This is a genomic window from Devosia sp. (assembly GCF_017307495.1).
Taxonomy (GTDB): Bacteria; Pseudomonadota; Alphaproteobacteria; order Rhizobiales; family Devosiaceae; genus Devosia_A.
On record NZ_JAFKHE010000017.1, the window covers coordinates 77,734 to 89,953 of the forward strand.

Consider the following 12,220-nt stretch of genomic DNA (forward strand, 5'->3'; position numbering starts at 1 on the left):
AGCGGCCGCAGCATCCGGTTCCTCAACCCGATCCGACCACGGAGAATATCATGTCGCACTCGCAGATATTCCGTCTGGCCCTGACCCGCCGTCTCGCCCTTGCGGGTGTCGCTGCCGCCCTGGTGGCTACCCCCATGCTCACCGCGACGGCGACCTTTGCCCATTCCGGCTCGCACGACGTTGCCCAGACCGTCTGCGGCCCGCAGGGACTCGCACTCAACAACGCGATGCGCGAACTCTGGGCCCAGCATATGGAATGGACCTATGCAGCGGTAACGGCCTACGCGACCAATTCCCCCGCCTTCGAGGCCACCGCCGCCCGCCTGATGCAGAACCAGGCTGATATCGGCAACGCCATCAAGCCTTTCTATGGTGATGCTGCCGGCGATGCACTGACCAAGCTGCTCGAGCAGCATATCACCGACGCCGTCGAGGTGGTGAAGGCCGCCAAGGCGGGCGACAAACCTGCCACCGACAAGGCGGTCAGCGCGGCCTACGCCAACGCCCAGGAGATCGCCGATTTCCTCGCCAAGGCAAACGACAACTGGCCGCAGGCGACCGTCCGCGACATGCTCAAGGGGCACATCGATACGACGCTGGTCTATGCGACCGCGCTGCTGCAGGGCCAGTATGCCGACGGCATCGCCGAATACGGCAAGGCTGAAGCACATATGATGATGCTGGCCGATGCGCTGACCAATGGCCTGATCGCCGCCTTCCCCGAGAAGTTCACCGAGTAACCCGCAAGACTGGCGGCCGCTTCGTGCCAGAAGCGGTCGTGCGGGTGGTCTCGTCCTCCTGCCGAATGATAGGCCCCAAAAGGGGAAAGGGCGCAGCCGGGGAGACTGCGCCCTTGGGCGGGTTCTGTTCTGGAACCGGCCGGGGAGCCGACGGCACCGATTGGGGGAATGTGCCGGCGGCTGGGGAAGGTCGGAGCGGCGGGGAGCCGCTCCTGTTGTTTCGTTGGTCCGGATCAGAAGGGCAGGATGGCGTCGGCGATCTGCTGGCCGTAGCGCGGCTGCTGCATCTGGGTGATCTGGCCGCGGCCGCCGTAGGAGATGCGGGCTTCGGCGATCTTGGTGGAGGCGATGGTGTTCTCGGCGCCGATGTCCTCGGGGCGGACGATGCCGGCGACGATCAGCTCGCGGACCTCGAAGTTGACGCGCACTTCCGAACGGCCCTCGATGACGAGGTTGCCGTTGGGCAGGACCTGCACGACCACCGCCGCGACCTGGGTCTCGAGGCTTTCCTTGCGGTTCACCGAGCCCGAGCCGCCGTCGGCGAGGCTGCCGCTGGTCGACAGCTTGCCGCTGGCCTCGACATCGGCGAGCGGGACCTTGCCGCCGAAGATCGAGCCGAGCACGCCGCCGATGCTGCCCTCGGATTCCGAGGTGCGCGAGCGGTCGGTGGAATTGCTCATCTTGGCGCTGTCGTCGATGGTCACCAGGACGGTGAGGATGTCGCCGACCTTGTGGGCGCGCTGGTCCTTGAAGAAGCCCTTGGCCTGGGTCGAGAACAGCGAGTTGGGCTGGTAGGAGGCGACGACCGGCTCGGGCATCGGCATCTGCACAGGGCGATAGCCGGCCTGGGCGGTGGGATCGGCGATGGCGGTGAGCCTGGGCGCCTCGCCGACCGAGGCGAGGTTGTCCATGGTGGCGCAACCGGCGAGCAGGGCGGTCAGGGCGAGGGCGGCGGCGAGCTTGAGCATGTTCATGGGAGTTGTCCTTTTCGCCCTTACAGGCCGGCGACCTTGAGCTGGGCGGCGGCGGTGGTGATCTCCACCGAGCCGTTGGCGCTGGCGACGCCGTTGAGGATCTTGCGCGAGACGGTGTTCATCACCTGGACCGCCTGGCCGGGGACGGCATCGCCGAGCGACTGGCCGAGCACGGTGAGGGTCAGCGGACCGTTGCGGAGCAGAACGGTGACCTGGGTGTTGCGGCGCACGGCGAGCGGTTCGGTGACGTCGGCGGCCTTGAGCATGACGCCGGCGCGCGCGGCACGGCGGAGCTGCTTGCCGACGAGCTGATCGAAGTTCTCGATCCCCGTGGTGTCGGCATAATCGAGGGGCACGCGCTTCATCTCGAGGTCGGTGGCGCTGATGATGTCGCCGGCCTTGAGCGAGGCGGCGAGGTGCGGAACCTCGACCATCAAGTCGATGCGGCCGCTCACATCGACGGGCAACTCGATGCCGGCGATCTGGAAGCGGGCCGAGAAGGCACTGGCGCCGGGCTGGTACTGCAGGCTGGCGAGGGTGGCCGGGACCGGCACGTTCTCGGCCTTGAAGGCGAGGTCGCCGGTGGCGAAGCGGGCACTCACCTCGACGCCGGGGGCGACGAGGCCGCGGGCCTCCAGGTCGGCGCGGATGAGGTCGCCGAGCAGGGCCGCGTCGACGATCGTCGCCTGGCGTTCGACGCGTACGCTGAGCACGCCGTCCTGCGCGTAGTCGACGAGGCCGGCGCGGGCCGCGGCGGCGCGGATCGCCTCGAGGCTGACGATGCCGGTGGTGCCGGGCGCCGGGGCGCGGAACAGGGCGCGCTCGGCCAGCAGGCCGGCGTCGTCGAACATGTCGCCTACGGTGACGACCGGATGGTTGACCGAGACCTCGGGCTTGAGCGCCGGCGCGGCGAGCGCGGTCGAAGCGAGGAGCGAGAGCAGGGCGGGGAGCAGGATCTTGTGCATCTATGGTCTCCCGGTCAGCGCAGCTGCGTCGTCGACTGCATCATCTCGTCGGCGCCGGAGATGACGCGGGCGTTCATCTCGTAGGCGCGCTGGGCGGCGATGAGGTCGGCAATCTCGGTGACCGAGTTGACGTTGGAGGCTTCGAGGTAGCCCTGCAGCAGGTCGCCGATGCCGTCAGTGGTCGGCGCGCCGACCTGGGCGGGGCCGCTCGAGGCGGTCTCGACGAACAGGTTGTTGCCGGCCGAGGCGAGGCCGGCCTTGTTGACGAAGCGGGCGAGCTGGAGCTGGCCGACCTGGGTCGGCGTGGTGGCGTTGTCGAGATAGACCTCGACCACGCCATCGGCGCTGACCTGGACCTGGTTGGCGTTGCCGGGGATGGTGATGCCGGGTTGCACGGCATAGCCGTCGACCGTCACCAGCTGGCCATCCGGGCCGCGCTCGAACGAGCCGTCGCGGGTGTAGCCGGTGCGACCGTCGGGCATCTGGACGACGAAGAAGCCTTCGCCGCGCACCGCGAGGTCGAGTTCCTTCTCGGTGAGTTCGGGCGTGCCCTGGCTCATGATGCGCGGGGTCGCGGCGGTGCGGACACCCGAGCCGATCTCGATGGCGACCGGCGCCATGGTGCCGCTCTCGGAGGTGGTGGAGCCGGCCTGCCGATAGGCCTGGTAGAGCAGGTCCTGGAACTCGGCGCGCGCCTTCTTGTAGCCGGTGGTGCGCATGTTGGCGATGTTGTTGGAAATGACTTCGACGTTGCGCTCCTGCGCGGCCATTCCCGATGAAGCGATGTAGAGGGCTTTCATGGTGTCTCCGATCAGGCGTTGAGGCTGCCGAGTTTCTGGATGGCGGTGCGGCGCTGGTCGTCCTGCTTCTGCATCAGCGAGGCGACGCTCTCGTAGGCGCGCTGCACGCGGATCATGTCGCTCATCTCGAGGATGCCCGAGACGTTGGACTTCTCGATCGAGCCCTGGACGACGGTGGTCGCGGTGGCGGGGACGGGGGTGCCGCCGGTCCACAGGTTGTTGCCGAAGCGCTCCACCGTCTGCGGATCGGCGAACTCGACGAGGCGCAGGGTGCCCTTGACGCCGGCGGACGACGAGATCGTGCCGTCGGAGCTGACCGAGATGTCGGTCTCGGTGGCGTCGAAGTCGATGGGGCCGGCGTTGCCCAGGATCGGGTAGCCGCTGGGATCCACCAGGACCCCGTCCGGGCTGATGCCGAGGCTGCCGGCCTTGGTGTAGCGCTCGCCCTGCGGCGTCTGGACGACGAGGAAGCCCTCGCCCTGCAGCGCGACATCGAGCGGGTTGCCGGTGTCGAGCAGCGGGCCGCTCGACAGGTCGTGAACCGTGGTCCAGTCGTTGGTGTAGCTCAGCGGCTGGTCGGCGAACGAGAAGTCGCGGTCGCGGGCGACCGGCATCTGGTATTCCTCGAACAGCAGGCGCTCGGCCTTGAAGCCGGTCGTGTTCAGGTTGGCCATGTTGTTGGCCACCACGTCCATCTGTCGCTGAAGCGCAATCTGCCGCGACAGGCCAATGAGCTGCGCATTTTCCATGGCGCACGGTCCCCGTTAGTCCCCGAGCCGTCCGACCTCCCCAGGCCGTCGGGCTCGTCGTTAACACTGCAGCAACCATGCCAGGTGCGTAACTGCATAGATTTCAATGACTTATGGCGCATCGCGGGGTGGGGTGAATGTGCCGGGTGCGGTACGAAGGCAAATACTGCCCGGCAAAAACTGCCCGCTTTGGCACAGATGGTAACCAATCGTTAACCCTGGCCCGATTAGCTCGATGGTGACCGGAATCGTCCGGCGGGGCAGGGGTTTGGGGCATGGCTGTCGAGGCCGAGGTCGAGGGTGGCGAAGTCGCCGCGCCCGCAAAGAAGAAGCTGCCCATCATGCTGATCGCCATGGTCGTCGCGGCGGTGGTGCTGCTGGGCGGCGGGGCGGCGGCCTACCTGCTGCTGTTCTCGGGGCCGAAGGCGGAGGACACCCACCTTGCCGCGATGCCGCAGACCTTCATCTTCAACCTGCCGACCATGACGGTGAACCTGCGCGGCGACGGCGGCAAGGAGCAGTTCATGAAGCTGACCGTCGCGCTCGAAGTCGCCAATGAAGAGGTGATGACGGAAATCCAGCCGCGCATGGCCAAGGTGGTCGATGCCTTCCAGGTGTACCTGCGCGAACTGCGGAAATCCGACCTCGAGGGGTCGGCGGGCATCTACCGGCTGAAGGAAGAGCTGCGCCGGCGCGTCAACATCGCGATCTTCCCCGCCCAGGTGGAGTCGATCCTGTTCAAGGAAATCCTGGTGCAATAATGCCCGGCGAACAGGACAAGCTCAGCGACGACTGGGGCCTCCGCCAGGCCGGGGCCGCCACGCCGGCGGCCGGCGCCGACGACGGCATCGGGGCCGAGTGGGCCGCCATGCTGCAGCAGGACGGCGCCGACGCGGCCGCCGACCGGGTGCTGAACCAGGACGAGATCGACAGCCTGCTGGGCTTCGACCCCAATGCCGGGGCCAGCGCCGAGCTGTCGGGCGTGCAGGCGCTGATCAACTCGGCGCTGGTCTCGTACGAGCGCCTGCCGATGCTCGAGATCGTGTTCGACCGGCTGGTGCGGCTGGCGACCACGAGCCTCAGGAACTTCACCTCGGACAATGTCGAGGTGGCGATGGACTCGATCTCCTCGGTGCGCTTCGGCGACTATCTCAACTCCATTCCGCTGCCGGCCATCCTGTCGGTGATCAAGGCGGAGGAGTGGGACAATTACGGGCTGCTGACCGTCGACAGCTCGCTGATCTACTCGATGATCGACGTGCTGCTCGGCGGCCGCCGCATGGCCGGGCAGATCCGGGTCGAGGGACGGCCCTACACCACCATCGAGATGGCGCTGGCGCGGCGGATGATCGAGATCATCCTCGACGACACGCACCGCGCCTTCGAGCCGGTGACCGACGTCAACTTCCGCATCGAGCGGCTGGAGACCAATCCGCGCTTCGCCGCGATCTCGCGCCCGGCCAACGCGGCGATCCTGATCGAACTCCGGATCGAGATGGACGATCGCGGCGGCAAGATCGAAATCCTGCTGCCCTATGCCACGATCGAGCCCATCCGCGAGCAGCTGCTGCAGATGTACATGGGCGAGAAGTTCGGCCGCGATCCGATCTGGGAAGGCCACCTCGCCACCGAAATCCATGCGGCCGACGTCGAGGTCACGGCGGTGCTGCACGAGATGGACCTGCCGCTCAACCGGGTGCTGAACCTGCAGCCCGGCGAGACCGTGATGTTCGACCGCACGCCGTCCGATCCGGTGCTGCTGCGCTGCGGCGATGTCGAGCTCACCGAGGCGGTGATGGGCCATATCGGCAACAACGTGTCGGTGCGCGTGGCGCGGCCGCTCAACCCACCCAAAGTGACGATGGCCACCTTCGAAGCCATCGATGAGAACAAGATGGAGCAACGCTGATGTTCGGGCTGCCGCTGGGGATCGTGGTGGAGACGCTGGTTGCGATCCTGCTTGCGACGACAATTGGTTATTGCGTGATGCTCAACCAGCGCCTGAAGCGGCTGCATTCCGATCGCGGCGAGCTCAGGCAGATGGTGGCCGACCTCGTGCAGGCCACCGGCCTCGCCAACGCGGCGATCCAGGAGCTGAAGGCCACGGCGCAGGAGGCCGAGACGGTGCTCGAGGCGCGGCTGGGCGAGGCCGAGAAGTTCGGCGTCGAGCTGGCCAACCATGTCAGCGCCGGCCAGCAGATCATGGAGCGGCTGGCGCGCATCACCAATGCGGCGCGGGCGCAGCCGCTCGACGACCGGCTCGAGCCCGAGCCCAACAAGGTGCAGTCGGCGCTGCAGCAGCTCAGCATGCGGCCGCGCATCCGGGGCAACGCCGCCTGATGAAAACGCCGCGCCTCCTGCCGGTCGTCATCGCCGCCGCCACCGCGCTGCTGCTGTTCAAGGGCATCGGGCTGGTGACCAATGGCGGCTATGTGCTGGTCGGCACGACGGCGGCGAGCGCGGCGGGGGGCGCCGGACAGGGTGGTGCGGCGGTCGATCCGACGATGACGACGCCGCCCGAAGCGACCATGACCGATACGAGCCCGACGCTCGACGACAAGGCGCCGGTGCTGCCGCTGCAGGCCGAGGCGGCCGCCGGCGCGGCGCCGGCCGAGGCCGGGCAGGGGGCGGAGACGCCGGCCCCCGCCGCTCCGGCTGCGGCCGACGACGGGCAACTGCAGGCGGCGTGCCCATCGGAGGGGCCGACCCTGACGGAAGCTGGGGCCCCGCAAGGCCCCGAGATTCCGGCCGATGCGGCGGCCATGGCGCCGAAGCCGAACTGCATCCCGATCCCGGTCAACGCGCATGGCGATGCCATCGCCATGGGGCTCGACGCCGAGGGCAAGCTGAGCCCGATCACCGCCGACGAGGGCAGCGAGGCCGACCTGCTGACGCGGCTGGGCGACCGGCGCGGCGAGCTCGACGCGCGCGAGAAGGAACTCGACATGCGCATGGCGCTGGTCGAGGCGGCCGAGAAGCGGCTCGAGGAACGCACGGCCACGCTGAAGGCGCTCGAGGCGCAGATCAATGCGCTGGTCGAGCAGAAGAAATCCGACGCCAAGGAGCAGTTCGCCGGCATTGTCGCGATGTACGAGACGATGAAGCCCAAGGAGGCGGCGACGCTGTTCAATGCCCTCGACAACGACGTGCTGCTGCGCGTGGCGCGCGCCATGAACCCGCGCAAGATGGCGCCCATCCTCGCCCGGATGGACCCGACGAAGGCCAAGACGCTGACGGCCGGCCTGGCGCGCGAGGAAGCGGAGCCGACGGCCAACGTGGGTGCGATCGAGGACCTCGCCAGCCTGCCGCAGATCGTGGGGCAGTAGGGTCTTCGGCTCGCATTCTGTCTCCCGCCTTCGGGCTGTCATCCCTGCGGAAGCAGGGACCCAGCCATCCCCCCGCGCGGGCTGCGAGATGGGTCCCGGCTTTCGCCGGGATGACAGGCGGTGGGTTGGGTTCGGGACGGCATGGTGAAGGCCGGCCCGCGTCGGCACAAAGACAGAGGTTCCCGCTTTGGCGTGGATGACCCGGTGGTAGGGCTCCGGCAGCAGGAGCGATGGCGGCGTGGGCGCCCAAATCGCTCGACTTGTCCGGGGTTTGCCCGGCAGGGTTAGGCCCCCGTTAAGCCCGCGTGCCTATGCTCGATGCACCAGAAGTGTGTAGGGCGGGCAGAAGCCGGCATGTCAGCGCGGGTCGCAGATTGGCGCGGGACCATTGTGTCCGCGGTGCGCAGGATTGCGCTGGCGCTGCTTGTGCTGGCGACGCTCGGCGGGCTGGCGCTGGGCGAGGACAAGGCCCAGATCATCGCCACGCAGGAGAACGGCTTCGCGCGCATCCTGCTGAGCTTCCCGGGCCGGATGGACCTGCCCAAATACAGGGTGAACTACGAGAACGGCGTGCTTGCGATCGGTTTCGACGAACCGATCTCGATCCTGTTGCCCGACATCGCGCTGGCGCTGCCCGCGTATGCGACGATCGCGCGGGTCGATCCCGACAACCGCGGCATCCGCATCGGGCTGAGGTCGACGTTCAACATCAACCGCATGGATGCCGGCGAAGCCCTCTATATCGACCTGCTGCCGCCGACCTGGGTCGGCCTGCCGCCGGCCCTGCCGCCGGAGGTGATCGCGGCGCTGGCCGAGCGATCAAAGAAGCTGGCGCAGGAGGCCGAAGAGGCGCGCAAGGCCGACGAGGCGAAGCGCATCAACCCGGTCGGCACGGTGCGGGTAGGGCGCAACCCCACCTTCGTGCGGCTGCAGTTCGACTGGAGCGTCGAGACCAAGGGGGCGTTCGCGCTCAAGGGCACCAAGGGGACCGTCGATTTCGACTGGCCGGCGCCGCTCGACCTGACGGCTCTCAACGCGCAGCTGCCGGCCGAGATAAAGAGCGCCAGGAACGCCGTCGGCAAGGCCGGCTCCAAGGTCGAGCTGGTGGTGGCCGACGGGGTGATCCCGCGCTTCTACCAGCTGTCGCCCACCCAGTTCATCCTCGACGTCGACATCGCCCCCGCCGAGGGACTGAAGGCGGCGCTGGCCGAAGAGGAGAAGCTCAGGCAGGCCCGTGCCGCAGCCGAAGGCGCGGCCAAGGCAGGGGAGATCGCCCGTGCCGCGGAGCTCGGGCTCGAGCCGGGCGGCGATGGTGCGGCCGATCCGGCCAGCCATGGTCCGGTGACGCCCGTGGTTTCGCTGGTCGGGACCACGGTTCGCATCGCCTTCCCGTTCGAAGCCGACACGCCGGCCGCCGTGTTCCGGCGCGGCGACGTGGTGTGGATGGTGTTCGACAGCGCGCAGCCGGTGGCCGCGCCGCCGCCATCGGACACGCTCGCCAGGGTCGCCAGCAATTTCCAGGTCGTCGCGGCGGGCGAGACCAAGGTCATCCGCATGGACCTCGCGGCCGACCGGCTGGCTACGCTGGGGTCGGAGGGACGGGCCTGGGTGCTGTCGCTGGGCGACACGCTGCTGGGCGCCACGGAGCCGATGGCGCTCGAACGCAGGCGCGACGAGCAGGGCCGCTACGAGATGGCGGCGAACCTCGAACGGCCGGGACAGGTGCACGTGCTGCGCGACCCGGTGGTTGGGGACACGCTGCGCGTCGTCACCATGATGCCGCCGGCGCGCGGGCTGACGCGCTCGCTGCAGTTCGTCGATTTCGAGGCGCTGCGCTCGGCCCATGGCCTCGTGATCAAGCCGCGCACCGATGCGCTCGATGTCGAGATCGAGGACAAGCTGGCGCTGATCTCGTCGCGGGCCGGGCTGACCCTGTCCACGGCCGACGCGTCGCGCAAGCTCGACGCGGGAAGCGCGCCGGCCTTCCGCGAGAGCTATCTCGACCTCGGCATGTGGCGCGAGGACAACCCCGGTGTGTTCAACCGGCGCAAGGAAGAGGCGATCGCCAAGGCCGCCTCGGCCGAGGGACGGCTGCGGGACGTGGCGCGGCTCGAGCTGGCGCAGCTCTATCTCGGCAACCAGCTGTCCTACGAGGCGATCGGGGTGCTCGACGTGCTCGAGTCCGAGCTCAAGAGCGACGACCTGCGCAAGAAGATCCAGCTGGTGCGGGCCATTTCCGACACGCTGGCGGCGCGGCCGAAGGAGGCGCTGCGCATCCTCAGCAACGGGACGTTCCCCGACGAGAGCGATGCGCTGATGTGGCGGACCATCGCCCGGGCCGATGCCGGCGATTTCCGCGGGGCGCGCAGCGACGCGGTCGCGGCCGAGGGGATCGTGCCGACCTACCCGGTGTGGATCCAGACCAAGTTCCTGTTCGCCGGCATGCGGGCAGCGGTGGAGACGGGTGACCAACAGCTGGCCCTGCGGCTCGCCGGCCGGGTCGCCTTTCCCAAGCTCGACCCCGAGGAGGTCAGCCTCTTCCAGCTGATGCAGGGCCGCATGGCGGAACTCGGGGGGAACGACAACGACGCGCTCGAGAGCTATGGCACGGTGATCGCCGCCGACTTCCGCCCGACGCGGGCCGAGGCGGTGTACCGGACGCTGCTGCTGCTGAAAAAGAGCGGCAAGGTCGATCTCGACAAGGCGACCGAGACGCTGGCGGCAGAGGTGCTGACCTGGCGCGGCACGGCGCTGGAGGCGGACATGCAGAAGCTCCTCGCCGAGCTCTACTTCGCCAGGCACGCCTACCGCGAGGGTTTCATCGCGACGCGTGAAGCGGCAGCCAGCTTCCCCGACAACGTGAAGATCGACGAGTTGCTCAGCGAAGCACAGGCGACGTTCGAGGACCTGTACCTGAACGGCGCCGCCGACAAGCTGAGCGACCTCGACGCGCTGGCGCTGTACTACGATTTCCGCCAGCTGACCCCGCCGGGAACGCGCGGCGACGAGATGATCCGCAACCTGGCCCGGCGACTGGTGAAGGTCGACCTGCTGGCACAGGCGGGCGACCTGCTCGAGTACCAGATCGACAGCCGGCTGACCGGGGTGGCGCAGGCCCAGGTGGCGGTGGACCTGGCGCTGATCCGCATTGCCGACCGGCATCCCGAGCTGGCCCTCAAGGTGCTGGCGCGCACGCGGCTCGCCGACCTGCCGCCGCAGCTCGAGCGGCAGCGACGCATCCTCGAGGCGCGCTCGCTGATCGATGCGGGGCGCGAGGAACTGGCGCTCGACCTGATCTCCCAGCTGAAGGGCAAGGACGCGGACTACCTGCGCGTGGACGGCTACTGGAAGGCCAAGAACTACGCCCAGGCCTCGGAACTGCTCGAGGTGCTGAACACGCCGGCCAGCGGCGCGCCGCAGATGCGGCAGGACGCGCGGATGAGCGTGGTGAAGGCGGCGGTCGGCTTCGTGCTGGCGGGCGACAAGCTGGGGCTGTCGCGCCTGCGCTCGAAGTTCTCCGAGCAGATGGCGCAATCGGCCGAGTGGCCGCTGTTCGAATACGTGACGCGCGACATCGCCCCGCAGTCCAACGAGTTCCGCAAGCTCGCGCAGGACATCGCCAGCGCGGATTCGCTCGACGCGTTCATCAACTCGTACCGCGAGCTCTATGGCAAGGCGGCGGAACTGGCCCCGGCAAAGGCCGCGGCCAAGGGCGGCGCGCCGAGCGCGTAGGGCGTGTGGGCGTGTAGAGAGGCTAGCGGATGGGGCCCACACACCGGGTCATCTCCGCGAAAGCGGGGATCTCCGTTTTGCCGCACGCACCGAAAACGGAGGTTCCCGCTTTCGCGGGAATGACCCCGTGATTTGCTGCAGAGACCTGGACTGGTCCTGGGACGAAGGTCCTCCCTCCAAGGACCACGGACGTACTCGTTGCTTGCCTACCCGCTCGTAAAACTGCGCACCAGGGAGCCGGCGACCAGGTGCCAGCCGTCGACCAGCACGAAGAAGATCAGCTTGAACGGCAACGAGATCACCACCGGCGGCAGCATCATCATGCCCATCGACATGAGCACGGAGGCCACGACCATGTCGATGATGACGAATGGCAGGAAGAGCAGGAAGCCGATCTCGAAGGCGCGGCGCAATTCCGAGATCATGAAGGCCGGGATCAGCGTCTGCAGCGGGATGGCGGTCGGTTCGGCGGGCGGCTCGGTGCGCGACATGTCGAAGAACAGCTGCAGGTCCTGCTCGCGGACGTTGGCGACCATGAAGGCGTGCACGGGCGCCGCCGAGCGGGTGAAGGCCTCTTCGATCGGGATGGTGCCGGCGATCAACGGGGCAATGCCGTTGTCGTAGCTCTGCTGCAGCGTCGGGCCCATGACGAACAGCGTCAGGAAAAGCGCCAGGCTGACCATCACCGAGTTGGGCGGCGCGGTCTGCAGCCCGATTGCGGTGCGCAGCAGCGACAGCACCACGACGATGCGGGTGAAGCTCGTCACCATCACCAGGATCGAGGGGGCGAGCGAAAGCAGCGTGATCAGGCCGATGAGCTGGACGGCCCGCTCGGTGATGGTGGTATCGCTGCCGAAGTCGATGGAGATGTCCTGGCCCCAGGCCAGGGTCGGCACGAGGATGGCCGCGACGAGGCCGGCGAGGGTCAGCAGGC

At 68.2% G+C, this 12,220-nt stretch carries 11 protein-coding genes; 6 read left to right on the forward strand and 5 right to left on the reverse strand.

All coding sequences use genetic code 11. The features are described from left to right. Window positions 1–50: 50 nt before the first annotated feature. On the forward strand, window positions 51–740 hold the full coding sequence (locus J0I99_RS09950) for a hypothetical protein (RefSeq protein ID WP_291397309.1): 690 nt from the start codon (window positions 51–53) through the stop codon (window positions 738–740). 233 nt (window positions 741–973) lie between these two features. Here the strand turns inward: J0I99_RS09950 and flgH are convergent, their stop codons facing one another. The 4 genes from flgH to flgF are packed head-to-tail and all read right to left on the reverse strand — an operon-like array spanning window position 974 to window position 4,228. After that, window positions 974–1,714 carry a flagellar basal body L-ring protein FlgH gene (gene flgH / locus J0I99_RS09955; RefSeq protein WP_291391775.1) on the reverse strand — a complete coding sequence of 247 codons (741 nt, stop codon included), beginning with the start codon at window positions 1,712–1,714 and terminating at the stop codon, window positions 974–976. Window positions 1,715–1,734: 20 nt separating this feature from the next. After that, entirely contained in the window at window positions 1,735–2,679 is a 945-nt protein-coding gene (gene flgA / locus J0I99_RS09960; protein ID WP_291397311.1) for a flagellar basal body P-ring formation chaperone FlgA, read from the reverse strand. A 14-nt stretch (window positions 2,680–2,693) separates the two neighbouring features. Next, on the reverse strand, window positions 2,694–3,479 hold the full coding sequence (gene flgG, locus J0I99_RS09965; RefSeq protein WP_291391773.1) for a flagellar basal-body rod protein FlgG: 786 nt from the start codon (window positions 3,477–3,479) through the stop codon (window positions 2,694–2,696). An 11-nt stretch (window positions 3,480–3,490) separates the two neighbouring features. Next, window positions 3,491–4,228, reverse strand: a complete 738-nt coding sequence (gene flgF / locus J0I99_RS09970; RefSeq protein ID WP_291397313.1) for a flagellar basal-body rod protein FlgF — start codon at window positions 4,226–4,228, stop codon at window positions 3,491–3,493. Window positions 4,229–4,503: 275 nt separating this feature from the next. Here flgF and J0I99_RS09975 point away from each other — a divergent pair, with 275 nt between their 5' ends. The 5 genes from J0I99_RS09975 (at window position 4,504) to J0I99_RS09995 (ending at window position 11,286) form a co-directional block, all read left to right on the forward strand. Continuing rightward, window positions 4,504–4,989 (forward strand): flagellar basal body-associated FliL family protein, encoded by a 486-nt coding sequence (locus tag J0I99_RS09975; RefSeq protein ID WP_291397315.1) that lies wholly within the window; start codon window positions 4,504–4,506, stop codon window positions 4,987–4,989. Between the two features lie 107 nt (window positions 4,990–5,096). Next, a complete protein-coding gene (fliM, locus tag J0I99_RS09980) occupies window positions 5,097–6,137 on the forward strand; it encodes a flagellar motor switch protein FliM (protein WP_291397497.1) in 1,041 nt (346 codons plus the stop codon). After that, a complete protein-coding gene (locus J0I99_RS09985; RefSeq protein ID WP_291397317.1) occupies window positions 6,137–6,568 on the forward strand; it encodes a DUF6468 domain-containing protein in 432 nt (143 codons plus the stop codon). The genes fliM and J0I99_RS09985 overlap by 1 nt, the downstream gene beginning before the upstream one ends. Beyond that, entirely contained in the window at window positions 6,568–7,554 is a 987-nt protein-coding gene (locus J0I99_RS09990) for a hypothetical protein (protein ID WP_291397319.1), read from the forward strand. The genes J0I99_RS09985 and J0I99_RS09990 overlap by 1 nt, the downstream gene beginning before the upstream one ends. Before the next feature lie 399 nt (window positions 7,555–7,953). Further along, window positions 7,954–11,286, forward strand: a complete 3,333-nt coding sequence (locus J0I99_RS09995) for a hypothetical protein (RefSeq protein WP_291397321.1) — start codon at window positions 7,954–7,956, stop codon at window positions 11,284–11,286. 206 nt (window positions 11,287–11,492) lie between these two features. Here the strand turns inward: J0I99_RS09995 and fliP are convergent, their stop codons facing one another. Then, entirely contained in the window at window positions 11,493–12,182 is a 690-nt protein-coding gene (gene fliP / locus J0I99_RS10000; RefSeq protein ID WP_291397498.1) for a flagellar type III secretion system pore protein FliP, read from the reverse strand. Window positions 12,183–12,220 lie beyond the last annotated feature (38 nt).